We start from the raw sequence: 24,462 nt of genomic DNA, 5'->3' as shown, positions 1-24,462 counted from the left end.
CTATTCGTTTTAATTAGTTGGACTCGTTAGCTTGTTCTTCTCCATTAGACTTACCCTCTACGGTAACTTTGCCTTCCACTGTAACCTTGTTACCCGCTGCGGCAACTTTGGTGTCAATGGGTGCTTGTTCCTCTGCAGTATTTTCAGCTTCCTCTTCTTTGATTTCTTTTTCTTCTTCTTTCAGCTTTTGGGCAAGTTCCCTTTCAGCTCTTGCAGCATCCTGGCTTTCTTTAGCAGCCATGATTTCTTCCGAACGCGAAGCCCAGGGGCGTTTGCCGAAGATACGTTCAACGTCTTCTGCGAAGATTACCTCTTTGTCAATCAGTAATTGTGTCAGTTCGTTGTGACCTTCTTTATGCTCTGACAGAATTCTCTTGGCGCGTTCATACTGTTCGTTCACCATTCTCTTTACCTCTTCGTCAATTAGTTCGGCTGTCTTTTCGCTGTATGGACGATTGAAAGAATATTCATCGTTGTTGTAATAACATAAATTCGGCAGCTTGTCGCTCATACCTAAATAAGCAATCATACCATATGCCTGTTTGGTCACTCTTTCCAAGTCGTTCATGGCACCAGTTGAAATGCGGCCAAGGAATAAATCTTCAGCGGCGCGTCCTCCTAAAGTGGCGCACATTTCATCCAACATCTGCTCCTTAGTAGTAATCTGACGTTCTTCCGGCAGATACCAGGCAGCTCCCAATGCACGTCCGCGGGGAACGATAGTTACCTTAATCAACGGATTGGCATATTCCAATAACCAGGAGATAGAGGCGTGTCCTGCTTCATGCAAAGCGATGGAACGTCTTTCAGCTTCCGTAGTAATCTTGGTTTTCTTTTCCAGACCACCGATGATACGGTCTACCGCATCCAGAAAGTCTTGCTTGCCTACAAATTTCTTTCCGTGGCGGGCAGCAATCAGTGCAGCTTCATTGCAGACATTGGCGATATCCGCACCCGAGAATCCCGGAGTTTGGCGAGCCAGCAAGTCTACATCAACACTATCGTCTATTTTGATCGGGCGCAAATGCACACCAAATACTTCTTTACGTTCATTCAAGTCAGGCAGATCCACATGTATCTGACGGTCAAAACGTCCTGCACGGAGCAACGCTTTATCAAGTACGTCTACACGGTTAGTAGCAGCGAGGATAATCACACCGCTGTTGGAACCGAAACCGTCCATCTCTGTCAATAACTGGTTCAATGTATTTTCACGTTCGTCATTTCCTCCCATTGCAGGATTCTTGCCACGAGCACGTCCTACGGCATCAATCTCATCGATAAAGACGATACAGGGAGCTTTTTCTTTAGCCTGTTTAAACAAGTCGCGAACACGGGATGCACCTACACCCACAAACATTTCCACGAAGTCAGAACCTGCCAGTGAGAAAAAAGGAACATTAGCTTCACCCGCCACAGCTTTGGCAAGCAAAGTTTTACCGGTTCCCGGAGGGCCTACCAGCAATGCTCCCTTAGGGATCTTACCTCCCAAATCCGTATATTTCTGCGGTTCCTTCAAGAACTCTACTATTTCCTCTATTTCTTGTTTAGCTTCTGCCAAACCCGCTACATCCTTAAATGTAATCTTGATGGCTCCGCCTTTTTCAAAAAGCTGGGCTTTTGATTTTCCTACGTTAAATACACCACCGGGGCCACCACTGCCACCTCCGCTCATACGGCGCATGAAGAAGATCCATAACGCTACAAGCAAGACAAGCGGGAGTATCTGAATCAGGATTGCGGGGAAAATATCCGATTTGGGCGGATAGTCAGAAGAGCCGTCAAAATGACCGGCTTCCTTTTCTGCCTGCAAAAACTCTTCCAGTTTATCGGTAGATGGCGTTCTACTTGTAATGATAGGGTTACGTCCTACTTTGGTAGAATCTGCTCCAAAAACAGCTCCTACAGCAGTCGGTTTAAGAAAAGCTTCGATTGACTTATCTTCATAACCCAATACTTTGCTTACATAGCCCTTTTTTACGTAGTCCTGAAACTCACTGTAAGTTACAGCTTTGCTTCCAGCTCCCTTTGAATCACTGCCCCACCAGAGGCCGAGAAGCATAAGGGCAATAATCATATACATCCAGTTCAGGTTGAACTTAGGCATATTAACCTTATTGTTAGGTTTATTGCTATTGTTATTATTGCTATTATTATTGTCCATAATCATTAATTAGTCTAGATCGGGGATTTGAGTGAGTTTGGCATCTGCCCAAAGGTGTTCAAGATTATAAAAAGCTCTTACTTCCGGCAAAAAGATGTGTACCAGTACGTCGGCATAGTCCATTGCCACCCATTCTGCATTCCGGAGCCCATCGATTGCATAAGGTTTGCTATCCGCACCTTTGCGTGTAAATTCCTTGATTGAATCTACAATGGCACTCACTTGACTAGGAGAATTTCCCTGACAGATAACGAAATATTTACAGATGGTATCTTCTATGCTGGTTAAATCGGCAACGATTATCTTTTTACCTTTTTTCTCTTGAATTCCTTCTTTTATTTTTTCAATTAATACTTTAGTATCGTTCATTCCTGTAATTGAGATTAATAATTTATGTTCTCTATTTGTTTATAACAAAAAAAGGCAACCCTTTGTTTCTGATTATAAACGTGATATTTTTGACAAATATACGCTGATTTATTGGATACAAGAAAGTTATCCCTCAATTTTTGTGTTTTTTAGTGGAGATACTTTTGTTTAGAAAGCTTATTTGGACATTTTTGCAAAAAAAAATATCAGAATTGTTTTGAATTCCCAAAATATTTGTATCTTTGCACCCGCAAACGAAAATCATTGGGCTATGGTGTAATGGTAACACTACAGATTCTGGTCCTGTCATTCCTGGTTCGAATCCAGGTAGCCCAACAAATCAACGTTAATTTAGATAGAACCCTGCTAAGAATTAAATCTTGCAGGGTTTTATTGTTTTCTGACATTTATAGTCAGAAGAAACACATATTTGCTGTGAAAAGAAGCCGTGGGGTTGATGTTTAAGAAATAAATCCTTAAAGGCTGTATAAGCTTGTTTGCTAGAAAAGAGAAACCGGTTTTATTGCTCAAGCGAGCATAAAACCGGTTTCTCTTATTTCTCTAAATCGGGCAGAGGATTATTCTTCTGCTTTAATTGATTCGTCGATTACTTTAATTTTTTGTAATACTAGTTCCAAGTCTGCTTTCAGCTTGTCTACCTTGCGGTTTAGTTCAGTCAACAAGCTGCTGCCTTTCTTGGAAGTAGAAGTCAGGAAGCCCAGATTGTTCTCATAAGTCTGAAGTTCGTTCTTCATATTCTCATAAGTGCGCACTAGTTTCTCACGTTCTCTATATAAAGATTGAGTTCCGCCTCCCTGGATATTGCTGATGTTCGAACGGAAGTTGCTTAACTTCTTGTTGGAAGCATTGATATTGAAACGGTCGAATAACTGATCGATCAGTCCGTGATATTGCTTGTATAGCTTATCTTTTTCTTTGAACGGCACGTGACCGATAGAATTCCATTCCTTCATCAAATCCCGAACCAGATTGCTCGCTTCTTCAGTATCCATGTTCTCATCGATAGCGGATAACTTTTCAATCAATGCTTTCTTCTTTTCCATATTCTCTGTTTCGACAGAGCGTTGTGAAGAAGTAGCCTTGTTCTTTTGCTCAAAGAAGTAGTCGCAAGCAGTGATGAAACGTTTCCAGACAGCATCCGAATGTTTCTTGGCTACCGGTCCGATGGTCTTCCATTCTTTTTGAAGTTTGGTCAGCGCATCGGCAGTAACTTTCCAGTCCGTGCTGTCTTTCAAAGCTTCCGCTTTTTCGCAGAGTGCTTTCTTCTTTTCCAGATTCTCGTTCATACCTTCTTTCAAGCTCTTGAAGAATTCTCCTTTCTTCTTGAAGAAATCATCGCAGGCATGGCGGAAACGTTCGAAGATTTTCACATTCATCTTTTGAGGTGCAAAACCGATGGTTTTCCATTTGTTTTGCAGGGCAATCACTTCCTGAGTCTTATTTTCCCAAGCAGAGAATGTCTTCAATTCATCATACTCAATCGCTTCAACGATTTCGCAGATTACGGTCTTTTGGTCCAAATTGTGCTGCTCGGCCTCTTTCAGCGACTCGAAGTGCTGCTGATGACGGCGGTTGACAGCGGTAGAAGCGGCTTTGAACCGATTCCAGATCTCATCACGCAGTTCTTTGGCTACCGGACCTGTATCGCGGAATTCCTGATGCAACTTCTGCAGTTGGTGGAAAGCGGAAACCACATCCTCCTCGTCAGCCAGCTTTTCAGCAGCTTCGCAGAGGCGCGTCTTGATTTCCAGATTCTTTTTGAAGTCGTATTCACGGAATTCATTGTTCAGTTTCAATAAATCGTAGAACTTCTCTACATATAATTGATAGTTTTTCCAAAGTTCATTCACTTTGCCTTGCGGTACCAATTTCGTGTCATTCCATTGCTGTTGCAGCTTCTTGAATTCTGTATAAGATTTGTTGGCATCATCTCCGGATTCCACCAATTCTTTCAGTTCTTCGATAATGGAAAGTTTCACTTGCAGGTTTTCTTCCTTCTGGCGTTCCAGCTCAGCAACCTGTCTGCTGCGTTTTTCCTTGATAACCCCCATCAGACGTTTGAATTCTTCCTCTGTCGGGTCCTCTTGGGCAACAAAATCTTCAATGTTTCCACCGTTGTCTGTAAACTGTACCTTAGCAGCTTCCAACTCGGCATTATGTAACTTGTAGAATGATTGTTTCAGATTGTCAATTTCCTGCTTGTTCGCATTTTCGGCATCTTGCGCAAGCTCTTTCAGCTGGTTTAGTACATCTTCCTTAGTGGCAGGTTTAGGGGCTGCTTCAGGTTGAACTTCGGCAGTAACTTCTTCAGTCGGAGTCTCTGTAATAGCTTCAGAAACCTCGACTGTTTTCTTTTCTTCTTCTAATTCCCCTTGGTTCAAGGGTTGATTAGTGTCATGAGCGTCCATCATTGTATATTAGTTTTGGGTCACAAATTAATGAAATAAAACGATTACTTCATACTATTTTGCTTATTTTTTTTTGTTTATCGTGTTTTTATGACAATAAAACGGTTATTCCCATGTACAACATCATTCCAATGATGTCATTTGTAATGGCTATAAACGGTCCTGTTGCAATTGCAGGATCAATCTTTAGCTTCTCCAGAGTCATTGGTACCAGTGTTCCGAAAATGGAAGCGAACATAACCACGGCAAACAGGCTGATGGATACGGAATAAGTCACCGTAGCTGTTGCACCGAACCGGATAAAGTTGTAGGTGTATACTAATAAGGAGATAATCGTGGCATTGATTAATGCTACTACTGCTTCCTTGGTAACTTGCTTGAATGTGTTTTTGGCATCTAGCGAACTGTTTGCCAAGCCTTGTACGATGATTGCCGAAGATTGTGTTCCGACATTTCCTCCTGTACCACCGATCAGCGGGATATAAAGTGCCATTTCGGGATGAGCGGCAAAAGTAGCATCGAAATTTCCCAATATCATAGAGTTCCCGATTCCGCCGATCATACCGATTAATAACCAGGGGAGGCGGGCAGTGGTCTGTTTCAATACATTATCGTCTGTTTCTACGTCCTGCGAAAGACCGGATGCCAACTGATAATCACGTTCCGATTGTTCACGAACTTCATCCATGACGTCGTCGACGGTGATTTGTCCTACAAGCCGGCCGATACTGTCGATGACGGGGATGGCCACCAAGTCGTACTTTTCAATCGCCTGTACCACCTCATCAATGGGAGTATCTACATGCACGGAAATCGGATCTTTCTGCATCACGTGTTTCACCTTGGATACAGAAGGAGACGTAATCATCTTTTTGAGCGGGAAGATACCTCGCAGACGTTCGTCGTCGTCGATGACATATACATAATAGATTTCGTCCAGCTCTTCCGCTTGTTGACGCATCTCTTTCAGACATTCGGGCATACTCCAGTTCTCGTTGACGAGTACCATTTCCGTACCCATTAAACCACCGGCGGTATTTTCGTCGTATTTCAACAAGTCGACAATGTCACCTGCCTGTTCAATGTCCTCAATGTGCGAAAGAACCTCTTCCTGCTTATCTTCATCGAGTTCACGCATCAGGTCTACGGCATCGTCCGTATCCATGTAGTCAACGAAGCGTTTGGCGATTGTCTCCGAAGGGAGCATTTCGAGTAGCTCTTTACGAGCGTCTTCGTCCATTTCGACAAGTACGTCGGCGGCAATTTCGTTGTCGAGCAGGCGATAGATGAACTTGGCCGCTTCCGGATTCAGGTCATTGCACAATTCGGCGATGTCGGCCGGATGGAGGTCGATGAGAAGCCCTTTTACCGTATCGGCGTCTTTTTGCTCAATAAGGTGTTTAACGTTGTCAATGTATTCCTCGTTCATCGTTGTCAATTACAAATTATTACAAAATCCAGTTCTCTGCTCACTGCTGCCCGTCAGTCGGTTGTTGGTTGTTGCCTGCCGTCTTTAATGCTTCTTCCACTTTATTGGTCAGGTCTATAAATTCTGCTACCGATAGTTGTTCCGGGCGTTTATTAAATAATATGTCCTCCGTGAGTGGACAATCTTTGCCTAAAATAGGTTTGATAGAGTTGCGCAATGTTTTGCGTCGTTGGTTGAAAGTCGTTTTCACTACCTGTTTGAACAGTTTCTCATCACATCCCAACTCTTTAGTCTCGTTGCGCGTCATGCGGATGACAGCGCTTTTCACTTTGGGGGGCGGGTTGAACACATGTTCGCTCACTGTGAATAAGTATTCCACTTTGTACCAAGCCTGAATCAATACGCTAAGGATGCCGTAAGTCTTGCTGCCCGGTCCGGCTGCAATACGTTCGGCTACCTCTTTTTGAATCATTCCCGTACAGCAGGGAACGATATCTTTGTTGTCCAGCATCTTGAAAAAGATCTGGCTGGAGATGTTATACGGATAATTACCGGTCAGTACGAAAGGTTTGCCGTCGAATAGCCGGTGAAGGTTCATTTTCAGAAAGTCATCTTCGATGATGTGGTCCTCCAATGACGGATAAGCTTCGCGAAGATAGGCAACCGACTCATAGTCAACTTCTACGACCTTTATCAACCGGTCTTTTTTCACCAGAAACTGGGTCAATACTCCCATACCCGGTCCCACCTCCAAAATAGGCAGTTCGGGGAAAGTGTCGACAGTATCGGCAATATCTTGCGCAACTTTCAGATCTTTCAGAAAGTGCTGTCCGAGAAACTTTTTAGGCTTTACTAATTTCATTTACCAACTAAATAATTACTTTTGCAGCCGACAAAGGTAATTCTTTTAAATGAAGAATGAAGAATTAAGGATGAAGAAACTATTAAAAAAGACACTGAAACTGATATTACCGGTTGTTTTAGGCGGCTTTATCTTATTCTGGGTGTATCGCGACTTTGATTTTACAAAAGCGGGCGATGTGTTATTACACGGTACAAATTGGTGGTGGATGCTCTTCTCATTAGTGTTCGGGGTGTTCGCACAAGTCTTTCGTGGATGGCGGTGGAGACAGACACTGGAACCGTTGGACGCTTTCCCGAAAAAGAGCGATTGTGTGAATGCTATCTTCATTTCTTATGCTGCCAGTCTGGTAGTTCCCCGGATCGGGGAAGTGAGCCGTTGCGGGGTTTTGGCGAAATATGATAACGTCTCGTTTGCCAAGTCGTTGGGAACAGTCGTTACGGAGCGACTGGTTGATACGTTGACTATTCTTCTTATTACAGGCATCACTGTTTTACTTCAATTACCTATCTTCGTCACCTTTCTTCAACAGACCGGAACAAAAATACCCTCTCTTGTTCATCTTTTGACTTCAGTATGGTTTTATATCATCCTGTTCTGTTTTATCGGTGTGGCGATCCTTCTTTATTATTTAAGAAAAACGCTGTTCTTTTACGAACGGGTGAAAGGCTTTGTACTTAATATATGGGAGGGGATTATGTCTTTAAGGGGAGTGCGTAACATTCCTCTCTTTATTTTTTATACACTGGCTATTTGGACGTGCTACTTTCTCCATTTCTATTTCACATTCTATTGTTTTGCCTTTACAGCGCATTTAGGTATTCTGGCGGCATTGGTCATGTTTGTGGGCGGTACGTTTGCCGTGATTGTGCCTACTCCCAACGGGGCGGGGCCGTGGCATTTCGCTATCATTTCTATGATGATGCTTTATGGAGTAAATGTGACGGATGCCGGAATCTTTGCCCTGATTGTACACGGTATTCAAACCTTTCTGGTTGTTCTGTTGGGCATCTATGGATTTGCCGCTCTGCCATTCACCAATAGACATCGAGGGTGAAATTTTAGCTAAAACTGTGTATTCTTAAATGTTTTTGTTGACGTCCTTTGCCATCTGAAAACTTTTCCATAACTTGGCACTGTTTAATTATTAGATTTAAAATCGTTTTAAAATATTTATTATGAGTACCATTCTTTCTTTAGCTCCACAAAATGTGTGGAAGCATTTTTATTCGTTGACACAGATTCCTCGTCCGTCAGGACACATGGAAAAAATAACTGAATTTCTTCTTGGTTTCGGAAAAGGCTTGGGCTTGGAGTCTTTTGTAGACGAAGCAGGTAATGTGATTATCCGTAAACCGGCAACTCCGGGTATGGAAAACCGGAAAGGTGTAATTCTTCAGGCGCACATGGATATGGTTCCGCAGAAGAACAACGATACCGTACACGATTTTGAAAAAGACCCGATTGAAACTTATATAGACGGTGACTGGGTGAAAGCAAAAGGTACTACTTTGGGTGCGGACAACGGACTGGGAGTAGCTGCCATCATGGCCGTGCTGGAAGCAAAAGACCTGAAACATGGTCCTCTGGAAGCTCTTATCACTAAAGATGAAGAAACCGGTATGTACGGTGCATTTGGTTTGAAGCCGGGCACCCTGAACGGTGAAATTCTGTTGAATCTGGACTCGGAAGATGAAGGTGAATTGTATATCGGTTGTGCCGGAGGTATGGACGTAACTGCTACCTTGGAATATAAGGAAGTAGTTCCCGAAGCAGGAGATATCGCAGTGAAAGTTACTTTGAAAGGATTGCGCGGCGGACATTCGGGATTGGAAATCAATGAAGGGCGTGCCAATGCCAATAAGTTATTGGTTCGTTTCGTTCGTGAAGCGGTTGCCAGCTATGAAGCCCGTTTGGCTAGCTGGGAAGGTGGTAATATGCGTAATGCTATCCCGCGTGAGGCGCATGCGGTTATTACCATTCCGGCTGAAAATGAAGAAGAACTGCTGGGCTTGGTGAAATACTGCGAAAACCTGTTCAATGAAGAATATTCGGCTATTGAAACTCCGATCAGTTTTACAGCTGAACGCGTAGAACTTCCTGCCGGTGAAGTACCTGAAGAAATTCAAGACAATCTGATTGATGCAATCTTTGCTTGTCAGAACGGTGTGACACGTATGATCCCTACTGTTCCGGATACGGTAGAAACGTCTTCCAACCTTGCTATTATTACGATTGGTGAAGGGAAGGCAGCCATTAAGATTTTGGCTCGTAGTTCAAGCGATAGCATGAAGGAATATCTGACTACCAGCTTAGAGTCTTGTTTCTCTATGGCAGGGATGAAGGTAGAGATGACAGGCGGATATTCCGGTTGGCAACCTAATGTAAATTCTCCGATTTTGCATGCGATGAAGTCATCCTATAAACAGCAGTTTGGCGTAGAACCTGCAGTGAAAGTGATTCACGCTGGTTTGGAATGTGGTATTATCGGTGCTATTATTCCGGGATTGGACATGATTTCTTTTGGTCCGACTTTGCGTTCACCGCATTCGCCGGACGAAAGAGCGTTGATTCCTACCGTACAGAAGTTCTATGACTTTCTGGTGGCAACTTTGGAGCAAACTCCAATGAAATAACGTATTTCTCTTTATATAAATATTCTCCTATTATATAATAGGTAACCATAGTGAAGGCACGGATGATATTTCATCTGTGCCTTTTGTCATATTTATTGCAGCGTATATTACAATTCTGCTGTATAACAAATAAATTAATTGATGCAAATCAAGAAATATGCTATAAAACATAAATTTCTCTCTTTTTTAGATCAATGTATAAACAAAGGCTGTATTTTTGTGTTGTAAAACATGTAATTAGGAGGATAACAAAATGAAAAGTTTAAAAAGATTGTTTAGAAAGATCGGCGAAGCCGATGTACATGTTTGGGGATATTCAACAATTAATACCAAACCAAACAAGTAAGTTTTATTTTTTAGTTTTCAGGAATTAGTAATTTTAAAGGTTTAAAGATTATGGCAAAGAAAATGAGTTCTTTAGTTAGAAAAATCCTTAGTGAAGTAGGTCGTAATGAAATGCTTTCATGGGGGTACAGAATTGAGAAATGAGAACAAGTACATTAACTAAGTTTAGAGTGGGGATACGTTATTAAATACGATATCCCCATTTTTTATATCTAAAATTTTACATAAAGTTGTTTTTTGTACTGCTACAAATCCTGTATATCAATTAACTATCACAGGATTAGTGTAAGGTGCAAGATACTTTTGCATTTTTGAACTTGTAAGAGATAGGTTAATCTTATTGCAGAAGATAAACTTTTCAATTAAACAACAAACGGAGTGGCAGCCTTTGGACTTTTTATTTTATTCCAAAGTGAGTTGATTAATAGGCTAATGTTTATGCAATATGCTATAGGGCTGGTAGCTTGATAAAAGCTTTTTTTAAGCTAAAAAGTACAAATCTTTAAACTTTATTTCCTTACTTTGTTATTTATAAGAGTGAGACTTATATCAAACTTAAACTAGAAAGATTATGAAAGTAAAGCAGATTTGTATGATGGTGCTGCTATGGTTGGGAGTGATTCCGGCAGTACAAGCACAAACTTTCGACAAATTATGGAAAGAAGTGGAGCAAGCGGGGAAAAAGAGCTTGCCTAAGACAGTAATAAAACTGACTGATGAGATTTATCAGAAAGGGGAAAAAGAGAAAAACTCACCACAAATGCTCAAAGCATATACGTGGCGGATGAAATATCGGGAAATGTTGAATCCCGACAGTCTTTATGCTAATTTAAAAGGACTGGAACAATGGGTGAAACAGACTGACCAACCAATGGATCGCGCCATCCTACACTCTTTGATAGCGGGAATCTATGCAGATTATGCAGCCAGTAACCAGTGGCAACTCCGTCAACGGACAGAAATTGTAGACCAGACACCTGCCACCGATATACGTGAATGGACAGCCAATATGTTCATCGAAAAAGTGCGGACAAATATAAAGGAGGCATTGGCCGATTCTGTATTGCTGCTCAAAACATCCTCACGCGACTATATTCCGTTTGTAGAACTGGGAGAAACGAGCGAATACTATCACCATGATATGTATCATTTATTGGCTTCCCGTAGCATTGAAGCACTGCAACGGGTGGAAGAACTGGGTAACAGGATTACTAATGACGGTACTGTGAATCCGGTAAAACAAGATATAATAGCTATTTATAGAAATATGATTTCCGCTTATAAAGCAGCCGGATTAAAAGAAGGTTATGTGTTGACAGCACTTAACTATCTGGAATGGAGATGGAATGCTGATCGGAATATTCGACCTCTCCAGGCACAGGGCGAACTTCCGGTACTGACGGAAGATACTTATCTGAAAGCTTTGAACACATTGAAAAGCAAGTATGCTTCCGAACCCATCTGTGCCGAAGTCTATTTGGCGGAAGCCCGGTATGCTATTGGAAAACAACAGCAGCTCAATGCATTGCAGCTTTGCGATGAGGCAATCCGCCTTTATCCAGGCTATCGCAGAATCAATGCTTTGAAAAATCTTCGGGAAGAGATATTGGCTCCTTATTTGAATGTTTATGCATCCGATTTGGCTTTTCCGAACGAAGAGATAGAATTGAGGGTCTCACACAAAAATCTGGATGGTTTCACTGTCCGTCTTTATCAGGCGAAGAAACTGATAAAGGAACAACATTACGCTGTGCTTCGGCCAAAAGATTACCGGACGCAGGACACTGTGTTTACATTCAAAGCTCCCGAGCTTGGATCTTACGTGATGCGTATCATACCTGATATTAGTGCGAAGAGAGATAGTGAAAGCAAGTTTGATGTAACACGTTTCAAAGTGCTGACGTGCCGTCTGCCGGAAAAACAGTATCAAGTGGTGACGCTGGATGGACAGACAGGGCATCCTATTCCCCATGCGAAAGTGACAATGTACAGTAATGACGAAAAAGTGTTGCAGGAGTTTACGACAAACGAAGAGGGTAAGGTCGTATTTCCCTGGAAATCCGAATACCGCTATCTGAAAGCTTCCAAGGGGACGGATACGGCAATGCCGAAACAAGGCATTTATGCAGGAAGTTACGGATATTACGGCGACGAAGATAAAGTGACTGAAAATATGACTTTATTGACCGACCGCTCTTTGTATCGTCCCGGGCAGACGGTATATGTGAAGGGAATTGCTTATTCTCAACAATCAGATACGGCGAATGTGCTTCCGAACAAGGAATATACGGTGACTTTATTGGATGTAAACAATCAGGAAGTAGGGCAGAAGTCGGTACGTACCAATGAGTTTGGTTCGTTTACCACCGATTTTGCATTGCCTTCGGCTTGCCTGAACGGAATGTTTTCTTTGAAAGCGGGAAGAGGCCGTACAAGCATCCGGGTAGAAGATTATAAACGTCCGACATTTGATGTCACTTTCGAAAAGCAACAAGGAAGTTACAAACTGGGTGATGAGGTACAGGTGAAAGGGATGGTACAATCTTATAGTGGTGTGCTGCTTCAGGATCTTCCGGTGAAATATACGGTAAAGCGTTCTGCATACAGCCTTTGGCGGTTTGCGGAATCTGTGCAGATTGCTTCCGGTGAAGTGATGGCCAATGAGAATGGAGAATTTACGATACCGGTTCGTCTGCAGGAAAGTGACTCTTATAAAAATAACGATAAGGTATATTATCGTTATTCCATTGAGGCCACTGTTACCAACGTGGCAGGTGAAACACAATCTTCTACGGACGTGATTTCGGCAGGAAACCGTTCGTTGGTTTTGCAGGTGGAATTGCAAGATAAGACTTGCAAGGATCAACCCTTCGAAACAATATTTAAAGTACAGAACCTGAATGGACAACCTGTGGAGGTGAAGGGGGATTATTACTTGTACCCTGCCAAAGACAAGGACTTTAAGCAGCTGGAAGAGAAACCGGTTGCAACGGGAACCTTTACTTCTAATGAAGACATGACGCTCGACTGGAAGAATCTTCCATCGGGACCTTATGTGCTGAAAGCATCAGTGAAAGACAATCAGGGCAAGGAAGTGACTGCTGACACCAACACGATTCTTTTCTCTGTCGAGGACAAACGTCCGCCCATAGAAACGACGATGTGGTTCTATGGTGCAAATACGGAATTTGATGCTACCCATCCGGCCGTGTTCTGTTTCGGTACGTCGAAAAAAGATGCTTATGTGATGATGAATGTATTTTCCGGTGATAAATTGTTGGAGAGCAAGACGTTGAATTTGTCAGATACAATTGTCCGTTTCGAGTATCCATATCGGGAAAGTTATGGGGATGGTGTCTTTGTGAATCTCTGTATGGTGAGGGACGGACAGGTTTATCAGGAACAGGTGCGGCTGACCAAACGGATTCCTGATAAAACGCTGGCTATGAAGTGGGAAGTGTTCCGTGATAAATTGCGTCCGGGACAAAAGGAAGAATGGAAGCTGACGATTAAAACGCCGCAAGGGCAGGCTGCCAATGCGGAAATGCTGGCAACGATGTATGATGCCTCCTTGGATAAAATATGGAATCGGCAACAGAATTTCCAAATCTACTATAATCAGATTGTTCCATATTCTAATTGGATGAGTGGATATTCCGGTAATAATTCATTCAATTATTGGTGGAATACGAAGAGTCTCAAAGTGCCATCACTGGAGTATGACCATTTTGTGATGCTATCGGACCATTATAATAGTGGAGGAATGGGTGAAGTAATAGTGAGAGGATATGGCTCGACGAGAAAGTTGACGGTGACAGGTAGCGTTTCGACATTGGATGTTGCAACTTTAAGGAGTAATGCGCCTAAGATGAAATCGGCTATGGCTGCTGATGCCATGACTAATGTTGAATTTCAATCAGAAATGATACCCATGGAAGAAAAAGCGGATGAGGCATCTGACAACGAAATGCTTCCCGAAGCATCTGCCGACTTGCGTACCAATTTAGCAGAAACAGCATTCTTCTATCCTCAACTTCGCACCAATGAACAGGGAGAGATCTCTTTCTCTTTCACGATGCCCGAAAGTCTGACGCGTTGGAACTTCCGTGGATATTCTCATACAAAGGGAATGTTGACGGGAACATTGGATGGCGAAGCTGCCACAAGCAAAGAATTTATGCTGACTCCTAATCTCCCTCGTTTTGTGCGTGTGGGTGATAAGACTTCTCTGGCAGCTTCTATCTCTAATATGACTGGTAAGCCGCAAGCCGGAACGGTCAGTCTGGTCCTTTTTGACCCGATGACAGAGAAGGTTATCAGTACACAAAAACAGAAATTCAGCCTTGCTGCCGGAAAGACAATGGGTGTGGACTTCCAGTTTACCGTTAGTGATAAATACGAAATAGTGGGATGCCGGATGATTGCCGACAGTGGTACTTTCAGCGATGGAGAACAACAGTTGCTTCCGGTTCTTAGCAATAAAGAGCATTTGGTGGAGACACTTCCAATGCCAGTGCGTGGAGAAGAAACCCGTACTTTCTCACTCGATCATCTGTTCAATCAGCAAAGTAAAACAGCCACAGATCGTAAACTAACTGTTGAATTTACAGGAAACCCGGCTTGGTATGCCGTTCAGGCATTGCCTTCATTGAGTCTTCCGACAAGTAATAACGCTATTTCCTGGGCTACTGCCTACTATGCCAATACATTGGCCTCGTTTATCATGAACAGTCAGCCGAAGATCAAAGCGGTATTTGAAAGTTGGAAACTGCAAGGAGGTACGAAAGAAACGTTCTTGGGCAATCTGCAAAAGAATCAGGAAGTGAAGAATATCATTTTGTCCGAGTCTCCCTGGGTGCTCGAAGCACAGACGGAAGAGCAACAGAAAGAGCGCATCGCCACCTTGTTTGATTTGAATAACATCCGTAGTAATAATATCGCAGCTTTGACTCGATTGCAGGAGTTACAGAACTCAAACGGGGCATGGTCCTGGTATAAAGGAATGAACGGCAGTCGATCTGTAACTACCTATATCGCCGAACTGAATGCCCGTCTGGCTATGCTGACAGGTGAGAAATTAAGCGGATCGGCTCTTTCTTTGCAACAGAAGGCTTTCGCTTACCTTCATCAATCAGCTTTGGACGAGTATAAGGAAATCCTGAAAGCACAGAAAGACGGTGTGAAGTTTACGGGCGTTTCGGGCAGTATTCTGCAATATTTGTATCTCATCGCTATTTCGGGAGAGCAGGTACCCGCAGTCAATAAAGCGGCTTATACCTATTATCTTTCTAAGGTAGGAGAATTGCTGACTTCTCCTTCGATGGATACAAAAGCGATTGCCGCCATTGTGCTTGATAAAGCCGGACGCAAGAAGGAAGCGCAGGAGTTTGTCGCTTCTCTGAAAGAACATCTGACGAAGACAGATGAACAGGGAATGTTCTTTGCTTTCAACGAGAATCCGTATACATGGGGCGGAATGCAGATGCAGGCTCATGTAGATGTGATGGAAGCGCTGGAACAGACAGGCGGCAATACCGATACAGTGGAAGAAATGAAACTTTGGTTGTTGAAGCAAAAGCAGACACAACAGTGGAATTCTCCGGTAGCTACTGCCGATGCGGTATTTGCATTGTTGATGAAGGGTACTAATTTACTCGACAATCAGGGAGATGTACGGATTGTGATTGCTGATGAAGTGCTGGAAACTGTTAGTCCAAGTAAAACGACTGTTCCCGGATTGGGATATATCAAACGTTCTTTCACACAGAAGAATGTGGTGGATGCCCGCAAGATTGAAGTGGAAAAGAGAAATCCGGGTATTGCCTGGGGAGCTGTGTATGCAGAATTTGAATCTCCTATGAGTGATGTGAAACAACAGGGCGGTGAACTGAATGTTGAGAAACAGTTGTATGTGGAGCGTACGGTGAATAACGTGCCTCAATTGCAACCTATTACTGCCAAAACGGTTCTTCAGGTAGGTGATAAAGTCGTTTCCCGTTTGAGCATCCGCGTAGACCGTCCGATGGACTTTGTACAGTTGAAAGATCAGCGGGGCGCTTGTTTCGAACCGATTGGCGGCATTTCCGGTTATCGTTGGAACAACGGGCTTGGCTATTACGTAGACATCAAAGATGCATCGACTAATTTCTTCTTCGATCATTTAGGAAAGGGTGTATACGTGTTGGAATATAGCTACCGTGTCAGTCGTGCAGGAACTTACGAAACAGGTTTGGCAACTATGCAGTGTGCTTATGCACCGGAATATGCTTCTCATTCTGCTTCGATGACAATTATTATTAAATAGTTCCGGCAGGGGATTTTTATTCTCACCGATGAGCGAGGCGTTCCTCACCGATGAAGAGGGTATTCCTCACCGAGGAAGGCATCCTTCCTCGGTGAGGAACTTTTTTCTTATAAACAGGGGCTTACAAGGAATGCTATTAAGTAAAGTCTTTTCCCAATCTGTGTTAATCTGTGTAATCTGTGGTGAAAAACTCATCTAAAACCCCTACATTTGTGCACCAAAATAAAAAATATCGCATGAAACGTAGTTTACTATCTATATTAACTTTGCTTACTGTCGCTTTGGCAGCCGTTGCCCAACCGCGTATCTCTTCAAATAAAGAGACACATAACTTCGGACAAATAGAGTGGAAACGTCCGGTGGCTGTGGAATATACCATCACTAACACGGGAAACCAACCGTTGGTGCTGACCAACGTCACGACCTCTTGTGCCTGTGCCGTGGCCGACTGGACGAAAGAACCGATTGCTCCCGGAGGAAAGGGAGTAGTAAAGGCTACTTTTGATGCCAAGGCGTTAGGGCATTTTGAGAAGTCAGTAGGCATCTATAGCAATGCCAGTCCGAGTCTGGTTTATCTGAAGTTTACCGGCGAAGTGGTGCAGGAAATTAAAGATTATACCAAGCTGCTTCCTCATGCCATCGGAAATATCCGTTTAGATCGTGATGAGTTTGCTTTTCCTGATGTTTATCGCGGACAGCAGCCTTCATTGACTTTCAACATCGCCAATCTTTCCGATCGTCCCTACGAACCGGTGCTGATGCACCTGCCTCCTTATCTGAAAATGGAAGCGGAACCTAAAGTGCTGTTGAAAGGTAAGAAAGGAACTGTTAAACTGACGCTGGATGCAAGCCAGCTGAAAGATTATGGATTGACACAAACATCCGTTTACCTTTCCCGTTTTTCCGGTGATAAGGTGAGCGAAGATAATGAAATACCGGTTTCGGCTATTCTTCTTCCCGACTTCTCACGTATGACAGAAAAAGATTCTCTGAACGCTCCTGCCATGCGTATTTCTGAAACGAACATCGACCTGAGCGTGCCATTGATAAAGAAGAAAAAGGCAAGCCACGACATATTGATAGCCAATGCCGGAAAAACTCCATTAATTATCAGTAAGTTGCAGGTATTTAATTCATCGGTAGGAGTGAGCCTGAAAAAGACAGTGCTTCCCCCGGATGGAATGACGAAACTTAAAGTGACCATTCGTAAGCGTGACGTAGGTAATAAGAAACATCATTTACGTATCTTGATGATAACGAATGATCCGCTACGCCCGAAAGTCGAAATCAATATCAAACGCTAAATCCTATTGTTATGGAACATCCTGAAAATAGTGAAGAATATAAGGGACTTGTTGTCAATAAAGGTATTGAGCAACCCTCATCTGTGAATCCCTACTTAAAGCGGAAACCTAAGAAACGCCAACTTTCAGTAGCAGAGTTTGTAGAAGGTATCGTAAAGGGTGATGTCACTATATTGAGTCAGGCTGTGACATTGGTGGAAAGCGTAAAGCCTGAACATCAGGCTGTCTCACAGGAAATCATCGAGAAATGTCTGCCATTTTCCGGCAATTCGGTTCGGATCGGTATCAGTGGTGTTCCCGGTGCGGGAAAGAGTACGTCGATAGATGTATTCGGTCTGCATGTACTTGAAAAAGGGGGCAAGTTGGCGGTATTGGCTATCGATCCCAGTAGTGAACGCAGTAAAGGCAGTATCTTGGGAGATAAGACGCGTATGGAACAGCTGGCCGTACATCCTAAATCGTTCATCCGCCCTAGTCCGTCAGCCGGTTCATTGGGAGGAGTGGCACGTAAAACACGGGAGACGATTATTCTTTGCGAAGCTGCCGGATTTGATAAGATTTTTGTGGAGACCGTAGGAGTGGGACAGAGCGAAACGGCTGTTCACTCGATGGTTGATTTCTTCCTGTTGATTCAGTTGTCCGGTACGGGAGATGAACTGCAGGGGATTAAGCGTGGTATTATGGAAATGGCGGACGGTATCGTTATCAATAAGGCCGATGGAGATAATCTGGAACGTGCCAAGTTGGCTGCCACTCAATTCCGTAATGCATTGCATCTGTTTCCTGCGCCTGAATCCGGATGGACTCCTAAAGTCTTGACTTACTCCGGTTTTTATAATCTGGGAGTGAAGGAAGTCTGGGACATGATTTACGAGTACATTGATTTCGTGAAAGGAAACGGCTACTTTGAATATCGCCGAAACGAACAAAGTAAATATTGGATGTATGAAAGCATTAATGAACAACTTCGTGACAGCTTTTATCATAATCCGAAGATTGAAGCGATGCTCTTAGAAAAAGAACAGCAGGTATTGAAAGGTAACCTGACTTCGTTTATAGCTGCAAGAAGTCTGCTCGATACTTACTTTGAGGATTTGAAATAAGGTTTTAAATTAACAAGATTCTAATTATTTAAGAATACATTTAGCATAAGCGGGTAGGAAACGTTCAGTCTTTCTACCCGTTTATACTATTAATGAAGCTTTTCTGTTTTTTCAAGGTCAGCTCTCGATTTACTTTGAGTCACAATATATACTCCCAAGAATACGAGTGCGATGGCAATCCCTTTTTCCCAGCCAAAGTTTCCGATACCCATTGCAATTGCCGCAATTGTAGCCACGATCGGTTGCATATAATTGTACATGCTGACTACCGTAGGACGAAGCAGTTTCTGCGCAGTCATAATGCAGAGATATGCGAGGAAACTACCTCCTAATACGACATACAATACCTGTATGATAGCAATTGTGGAAACAGAAGTCCATTGAATCGTAGAAATATCATAATAGGAGAATGGAATATAGCACATCGAAGCATAGATGAACATCCATTTGTTAATCGTTACTGCTGAATATTGTTGAGATAATCCTTTGAATACAGTTAAGTATATGGAGAAACTGATTTGCGCAACGAGACAAAGCAAGTCACCAATCAGGCTTCCGTTTCCGTTACTTCCTGCCTGGCTGCTCACAATGAGAATGAGTGCTCCCATAGCACCTACAAAAATTCCCATTACTTTCTTATTGGTAATAGGTTCTTTCAAATAGATGGCCGCTACAACCATTGTTACAATCGGTAGAGTAGTAGTTACGATAGAAGCATCGATAGGAGAAGTCATAGAAAGTCCGAAGATAAACACTCCTTGATTGAATACTAGCGCAAAAAGTGAAGCAAAGAAGATTTTCAGCATATCTTGATGATTCACATGTTCCTGTTTACAAAATATAGAAAGAATCCAGAAAGCTGCTGCTGCTCCCACCATACGGAACGTGGTAACTGAAATTGCGGAAAACTCTTGAAGAGCTGACTTACCGATGGGAGACATTAATCCCCACATAACGTTTGCCGTAAGCGCAAACAAATGACCATACAGGTTCTTACTTTTGTCCATGTTGATGCTATTTATTTTACTATATTTCTGATATCATTAACAATCAAATAGAGAAAACGGTTGCAAAGGTAGCTTTTTATCGTATGATTTGTTTATATTTGCCTTGATTAAACTTGAATATTATGGAACAACAAGCCAATTATATCCGTCGTATCGAGATACACGGACTATGGGAACGCTTTAATATAGGATGGGATTTGCGTCCCGATGTGAATATCCTCTCCGGCATCAACGGAGTGGGGAAGACTACCATTCTGAACCGTTCGGTAGGATATCTCGAGGAACTCTCCGGTGAAATGAAAAGTGACGAGAAGAACGGAGTGCGTCTTTTCTTCGACAATCCCCAGGCAACCTATATCCCCTATAATGTGATCCGGAGCTACGACCGTCCCTTGATTATGGGAGACTTCACCGCCCGTATGGCAGACAAGAATGTAAAGTCCGAACTGGATTGGCAACTCTACCTGTTGCAACGCCGTTATCTCGATTATCAGGTTAACATAGGCAATAAGATGATCGAAATGCTTTCCAGCGACAATGAAGAGGAACGTCGCAAGGCGGCCACACTGTCTGTGGCTAAGCGCCGCTTTCAAGATATGATTGACGAACTGTTCAGCTATACACGTAAAAAGATAGACCGGAAACGGAATGATATTGCTTTCTACCAAGATGGCGAACTATTGTTTCCTTATAAACTATCGTCCGGCGAAAAGCAAATGCTGGTTATTCTGCTGACCGTACTTGTGCAGGACAACAGCCACTGCGTATTGTTTATGGATGAGCCGGAAGCTTCCCTTCACATAGAATGGCAGCAAAAATTGATTGCTATGATACGTGAACTGAATCCGAATGTGCAGATCATCCTGACTACCCATTCACCTGCCGTCATTATGGAAGGATGGCTGGATGCCGTGACAGAAGTAAGCGATATATCTACCAATATAAATAAAACTGATGGCAACTTCACTACGAGATAATCTGACTTCTTCCTATTTCAATGCCGCCCATAAGCTTTATCCGAAAAAAGCCCGCCGACGTATCATCGCTTATGTAGAAAGCTATGACGACATCGCTTTCTGGCGCACATTGCTTGAAGAATTTGAAGATGATGAACACTATTTCCAGGTGATGCTCCCTTCGGCCACCTCTTTGGCAAAAGGAAAAAAGATGGTACTCATGAACACGCTGAATACAGCCGAACTGGGGAGAAGCCTGATTGCCTGTGTGGACAGTGACTATGATTTCCTGTTGCAGGGAGCCACCAATACCTCCCGTAAAATCAACCGGAACAGATATATTTTTCAGACTTATACCTATGCTATTGAAAACTATCATTGTTTTGCCGAGAGCCTTCACGAGGTATGTGTGCAGGCCACATTGAACGACCGTTCCATTCTCGACTTCAATTCCTATCTAAAGAGATACTCCGAAATAGTATATCCGCTTTTTCTCTGGAACGTATGGTTCTATCGCCAACGGGATACTTACACTTTCCCGATGTACGATTTCCATACCTATACCTCTTTGCGTGAGATTAATCTCCGGAATCCGGAAAAGAGTCTGGAATCACTCCAACAACGGGTTAACCAGAAGTTGGCAGAGTTGAAAAAGAAATTTCCTCATAACATCAATCAAGTAAACGGACTGCAGGCTGAATTTAAAGAGCTGGGGTTAGTGCCGGAAACTACTTATTTGTATATGCAGGGACACCATGTGATGGATAATGTGGTAATGAAACTTTTGATTCCGGTCTGCACTGTATTACGCCGTGAACGGGAACAGGAAATCAAACGACTGGCCGAACACAATGAACAATTCAGAAACGAACTGACTTGTTATCAGAACAGCCAGGTGAATGTGGAAATCATGCTCAAGAAGAATGTAGCCTACAAAAGGCTCTTCCATTACGATTGGTTGCGGCAGGATATCAGTGAATATTTGGAAGAAGGAAAAAATAAACAGAAATCATAAATAAAAGAAAAACTAAAAGAGAGAGAGAAGATTGCTTATGAAAGAAGTAAAGGAAGTAGTTGACACTGTGAGTATAGCATTGGCAAATGGACAGCCGGAAGAAGCAGGTAATGTAATGATGCAAGAAGTAAACCATGCTTTGCTTTCGATGGGAGTAGATGAAGTCTGGGCAGATAAGATTGATAACTTTATCATCTTATTGTGCATAATCGGAATCGCTTTATTAGCCAATCTGATTTGCCGCAAGATTATTCTGCGTACCGTAGCCAGATTGGTGAAACAGACGAAAGCAACTTGGGATGATATTGTATTTAATGATAAAGTGATGCTGAATATCAGCAGATTGGTAGCACCTATTTTGATTTATATATCTATCCCTATCGCATTTCCCGAACATGCGGACTCCGGTTTGCTGGACTTCCTTCGCAGACTTTGTATGATTTATATCCTGGCAGTCTTTCTTCGCTTCGTCAGTGCGCTGTTCACAGCCGTTTACCTCGTATATAGCGCACGTGAACAATATAAGGACAAACCTTTGAAGGGACTTTTGCAGACAGCACAAGTCGTTCTCTTCTTTATAGGAGCCATTATTATTATCAGTATCCTGATAAAGCAAAGCCCGGTGGTGCTGCTGACCGGACTGGGAGCTTCCGCTGCCGTTTTGATGTTAGTCTTCAAGGACAGTATCATGGGATTTGTCTCCGGCATCCAGCTTTCTGCCAATAATATGCTGAAAGTGGGCGATTGGATCACGATGCCGAAATATGGTGCGGACGGTACGGTGATAGAGGTAACATTGAACACCGTAAAGGTGCGTAACTTTGATAACACCATCACCACCATTCCTCCTTACCTGTTGATTAGTGACTCTTTCCAGAACTGGCAGGGAATGCAGGAATCCGGCGGACGCCGTGTGAAACGTTCCATTAATATAGATATGACCAGCGTGCACTTCTGTACACCGGAAATGTTGGCAAAATACCGGAAGATACAACTTTTGACGAACTATGTGGATGAAACGGAAAAGGTAGTGGAAGAATATAATAAGGAGCATCACATCGACAACTCCGTATTAGTGAATGGACGTCGGCAAACAAACCTGGGAGTTTTCCGCGCCTATCTGACTAATTATCTGAAAAACCTGCCTACCGTCAATCAGGATCTGACCTGCATGGTACGCCAGCTCCAGCCTACCGAAACCGGTATTCCGTTGGAACTCTACTTCTTTTCTGCCAATAAAGTATGGGTTGCCTATGAAGGCATACAGGCAGATGTTTTCGATCATGTGCTTGCCATTATTCCTGAATTCGATCTGCGTGTTTTCCAGAATCCGTCGGGAGCCGACTTCCATCGGATAGGGGTAAAGATAGAAAACTAATCAAACGTTTATAAATTACTACTACTATGACTACACCGTTATCCAACCAGATTATCCGTGAAATCACTCCTTTATCAGATAAGGATTGCTTTTACATTGCGGAGCGTTATAAAACGGAATTCACTTATCCTATTCACAATCACTCCGAATTTGAATTGAACTTCACCGAAAAGGCTGCCGGGGTGAGGCGGATTGTAGGAGATTCTTCCGAAGTGATAGGCGACTATGATCTGGTGCTGATAACGGGAAAAGACTTGGAACACGTCTGGGAACAGAACGACTGTCGTTCTAAAGAGATACGGGAGATTACCATCCAGTTTTCTTCCGATCTTTTCTTCAAGAGCTTTATCAATAAGAATCAATTCGATTCTATCCGCCGGATGCTGGATAAGGCACAGAAGGGACTTTGTTTTCCCATGTCTGCCATACTGAAAATTTATCCGTTGCTGGATACGCTTGCTTCCGAGAAACAGGGATTCTATGCAGTCATCAAGTTTATGACGATACTGTATGAGCTTTCTCTCTTTGAAGAAGAAGCCCGTACGTTGTCCAGTTCGTCTTTTGCCAAGATAGATATTCATTCGGACAGCCGCCGTGTGCAAAAAGTGCAGGAATATATCAATGCACATTATCAGGAGGAAATACGTCTGGGGCAATTGGCTGATATGGTGGGAATGACGGATGTGTCGTTCAGCCGGTTCTTCAAACTGCGTACCGGAAAGAACTTATCTGATTATATCATAGACATTCGTTTGGGCTTTGCTTCCCGGTTGCTGGTCGATTCTACTATGTCTATTGCCGAGATTTGTTATGAGTGCGGTTTCAATAACCTTTCCAATTTCAACCGTATCTTTAAAAAGAAAAAGAGTTGTTCGCCCAAAGAGTTTCGTGAGAACTACCGGAAGAAAAAGAAATTGATTTAGTGATTGGCGAGGGGATAGAGACCGGTTGACGCTAGTCCCCCTCCCGGACTCCGTTTTTTCTGCAAAGGAAGCCTCTGGAGATGCTCTGGACGAGGGCTTGTGCCAGCGGCTTGTCACAGTTGTGCCACTACGTTGTCACTGTTGTGCCATTGCGCTGGCACAGTTGTGCCAGCGGGTTGGCATTGCCTGTCATAAGCAGGAAAGGAAATAAAGATAGCAATGAAAGGAAATTCCATGT

Annotated in this window: 15 protein-coding genes and 1 tRNA gene; 10 read left to right on the top strand and 6 right to left on the bottom strand. The window is 43.0% G+C overall.

The features are described 5' to 3' along the window. Positions 1-13: 13 nt before the first annotated feature. Positions 14-2,164 (bottom strand): ATP-dependent zinc metalloprotease FtsH, encoded by a 2,151-nt coding sequence (gene ftsH / locus I2I13_RS01605; RefSeq protein ID WP_148366458.1) that lies wholly within the window; start codon positions 2,162-2,164, stop codon positions 14-16. 9 nt (positions 2,165-2,173) lie between these two features. Next, positions 2,174-2,533 (bottom strand): ribosome silencing factor, encoded by a 360-nt coding sequence (gene rsfS / locus I2I13_RS01600; protein WP_195648575.1) that lies wholly within the window; start codon positions 2,531-2,533, stop codon positions 2,174-2,176. 265 nt (positions 2,534-2,798) lie between these two features. Here rsfS and I2I13_RS01595 point away from each other — a divergent pair. After that, a tRNA-Gln gene (locus tag I2I13_RS01595) sits at positions 2,799-2,869 on the top strand. 242 nt (positions 2,870-3,111) lie between these two features. Here the strand turns inward: I2I13_RS01595 and I2I13_RS01590 are convergent. The 3 genes from I2I13_RS01590 to rsmA form a co-directional block, all read right to left on the bottom strand. Beyond that, positions 3,112-4,965, bottom strand: coding sequence for a DUF349 domain-containing protein (locus I2I13_RS01590; protein WP_148366456.1), 1,854 nt, complete (start codon positions 4,963-4,965; stop codon positions 3,112-3,114). Between the two features lie 85 nt (positions 4,966-5,050). Continuing rightward, positions 5,051-6,391: a magnesium transporter gene (gene mgtE / locus I2I13_RS01585; protein ID WP_099146489.1), complete on the bottom strand. Its 1,341-nt coding sequence runs from the start codon at positions 6,389-6,391 to the stop codon at positions 5,051-5,053. A gap of 40 nt (positions 6,392-6,431) precedes the next feature. Further along, entirely contained in the window at positions 6,432-7,253 is an 822-nt protein-coding gene (gene rsmA / locus I2I13_RS01580; RefSeq protein WP_148366455.1) for a 16S rRNA (adenine(1518)-N(6)/adenine(1519)-N(6))-dimethyltransferase RsmA, read from the bottom strand. Between the two features lie 70 nt (positions 7,254-7,323). Here rsmA and I2I13_RS01575 point away from each other — a divergent pair, with 70 nt between their 5' ends. The 5 genes from I2I13_RS01575 to meaB all read left to right on the top strand — a co-directional run bounded on the left by I2I13_RS01575 (position 7,324) and on the right by meaB (position 18,945). Beyond that, a complete protein-coding gene (locus tag I2I13_RS01575) occupies positions 7,324-8,310 on the top strand; it encodes a lysylphosphatidylglycerol synthase transmembrane domain-containing protein (RefSeq protein ID WP_074556839.1) in 987 nt (328 codons plus the stop codon). A gap of 121 nt (positions 8,311-8,431) precedes the next feature. Beyond that, on the top strand, positions 8,432-9,889 hold the full coding sequence (locus I2I13_RS01570; RefSeq protein WP_074556838.1) for an aminoacyl-histidine dipeptidase: 1,458 nt from the start codon (positions 8,432-8,434) through the stop codon (positions 9,887-9,889). Between the two features lie 916 nt (positions 9,890-10,805). Then, positions 10,806-16,538 carry an alpha-2-macroglobulin family protein gene (locus I2I13_RS01565; protein WP_195648574.1) on the top strand — a complete coding sequence of 1,911 codons (5,733 nt, stop codon included), beginning with the start codon at positions 10,806-10,808 and terminating at the stop codon, positions 16,536-16,538. A gap of 236 nt (positions 16,539-16,774) precedes the next feature. Then, positions 16,775-17,842 carry a DUF1573 domain-containing protein gene (locus tag I2I13_RS01560; RefSeq protein ID WP_195648573.1) on the top strand — a complete coding sequence of 356 codons (1,068 nt, stop codon included), beginning with the start codon at positions 16,775-16,777 and terminating at the stop codon, positions 17,840-17,842. 11 nt (positions 17,843-17,853) lie between these two features. Then, a complete protein-coding gene (gene meaB / locus I2I13_RS01555) occupies positions 17,854-18,945 on the top strand; it encodes a methylmalonyl Co-A mutase-associated GTPase MeaB (protein WP_195648572.1) in 1,092 nt (363 codons plus the stop codon). A gap of 89 nt (positions 18,946-19,034) precedes the next feature. Here meaB and I2I13_RS01550 read toward each other — a convergent pair whose 3' ends face one another. Further along, positions 19,035-19,952, bottom strand: a complete 918-nt coding sequence (locus I2I13_RS01550; RefSeq protein ID WP_195648571.1) for a DMT family transporter — start codon at positions 19,950-19,952, stop codon at positions 19,035-19,037. A gap of 122 nt (positions 19,953-20,074) precedes the next feature. On the opposite strand from I2I13_RS01550, the gene I2I13_RS01545 reads away from it, so the two are divergent. Genes I2I13_RS01545 through I2I13_RS01530 form a run of 4 tightly spaced genes read left to right on the top strand, consistent with a single transcriptional unit; the run spans position 20,075 to position 24,224 of the window. Then, entirely contained in the window at positions 20,075-20,929 is an 855-nt protein-coding gene (locus I2I13_RS01545) for an AAA family ATPase (RefSeq protein ID WP_195648570.1), read from the top strand. After that, complete coding sequence (locus I2I13_RS01540; RefSeq protein WP_148366452.1) at positions 20,907-21,923, top strand: DUF4435 domain-containing protein; 1,017 nt, start codon at positions 20,907-20,909, stop codon at positions 21,921-21,923. The genes I2I13_RS01545 and I2I13_RS01540 overlap by 23 nt, the downstream gene beginning before the upstream one ends. A gap of 37 nt (positions 21,924-21,960) precedes the next feature. Then, the gene (locus tag I2I13_RS01535) at positions 21,961-23,301 is read left to right on the top strand and encodes a mechanosensitive ion channel family protein (RefSeq protein WP_148366451.1); all 1,341 of its coding nucleotides are present in this window, start codon (positions 21,961-21,963) and stop codon (positions 23,299-23,301) included. A 26-nt stretch (positions 23,302-23,327) separates the two neighbouring features. Next, the gene (locus I2I13_RS01530) at positions 23,328-24,224 is read left to right on the top strand and encodes an AraC family transcriptional regulator (RefSeq protein ID WP_148366450.1); all 897 of its coding nucleotides are present in this window, start codon (positions 23,328-23,330) and stop codon (positions 24,222-24,224) included. Positions 24,225-24,462 lie beyond the last annotated feature (238 nt).

Origin of the sequence: Bacteroides sp. D55t1_190419_B8, assembly GCF_015558905.1 — a bacterium.
GTDB classification, from domain to species: Bacteria; Bacteroidota; Bacteroidia; order Bacteroidales; family Bacteroidaceae; genus Bacteroides; species Bacteroides vicugnae.
The sequence above is the reverse complement of the archived record's forward strand: the minus strand, read 5'-3'. Positions and strand labels throughout refer to the sequence as shown.

Bases quoted from the DNA above. Each gene is read 5' to 3' on its own strand.
- rsmA (WP_148366455.1), bottom strand. From the start codon at position 7,253: ATGAAATTAGTAAAGCCTAAAAAGTTTCTCGGACAGCACTTTCTGAAA.
- rsfS (WP_195648575.1), bottom strand. From the start codon at position 2,533: ATGAACGATACTAAAGTATTAATTGAAAAAATAAAAGAAGGAATTCAA.
- ftsH (WP_148366458.1), bottom strand. From the start codon at position 2,164: ATGGACAATAATAATAGCAATAATAACAATAGCAATAAACCTAACAAT.
- I2I13_RS01545 (WP_195648570.1), top strand. From the start codon at position 20,075: ATGGAACAACAAGCCAATTATATCCGTCGTATCGAGATACACGGACTA.
- I2I13_RS01590 (WP_148366456.1), bottom strand. From the start codon at position 4,965: ATGATGGACGCTCATGACACTAATCAACCCTTGAACCAAGGGGAATTA.
- I2I13_RS01540 (WP_148366452.1), top strand. From the start codon at position 20,907: ATGGCAACTTCACTACGAGATAATCTGACTTCTTCCTATTTCAATGCC.
- mgtE (WP_099146489.1), bottom strand. From the start codon at position 6,391: ATGAACGAGGAATACATTGACAACGTTAAACACCTTATTGAGCAAAAA.
- I2I13_RS01565 (WP_195648574.1), top strand. From the start codon at position 10,806: ATGAAAGTAAAGCAGATTTGTATGATGGTGCTGCTATGGTTGGGAGTG.
- I2I13_RS01550 (WP_195648571.1), bottom strand. From the start codon at position 19,952: ATGGACAAAAGTAAGAACCTGTATGGTCATTTGTTTGCGCTTACGGCA.
- I2I13_RS01570 (WP_074556838.1), top strand. From the start codon at position 8,432: ATGAGTACCATTCTTTCTTTAGCTCCACAAAATGTGTGGAAGCATTTT.
- I2I13_RS01575 (WP_074556839.1), top strand. From the start codon at position 7,324: ATGAAGAAACTATTAAAAAAGACACTGAAACTGATATTACCGGTTGTT.
- meaB (WP_195648572.1), top strand. From the start codon at position 17,854: ATGGAACATCCTGAAAATAGTGAAGAATATAAGGGACTTGTTGTCAAT.
- I2I13_RS01560 (WP_195648573.1), top strand. From the start codon at position 16,775: ATGAAACGTAGTTTACTATCTATATTAACTTTGCTTACTGTCGCTTTG.
- I2I13_RS01530 (WP_148366450.1), top strand. From the start codon at position 23,328: ATGACTACACCGTTATCCAACCAGATTATCCGTGAAATCACTCCTTTA.
- I2I13_RS01535 (WP_148366451.1), top strand. From the start codon at position 21,961: ATGAAAGAAGTAAAGGAAGTAGTTGACACTGTGAGTATAGCATTGGCA.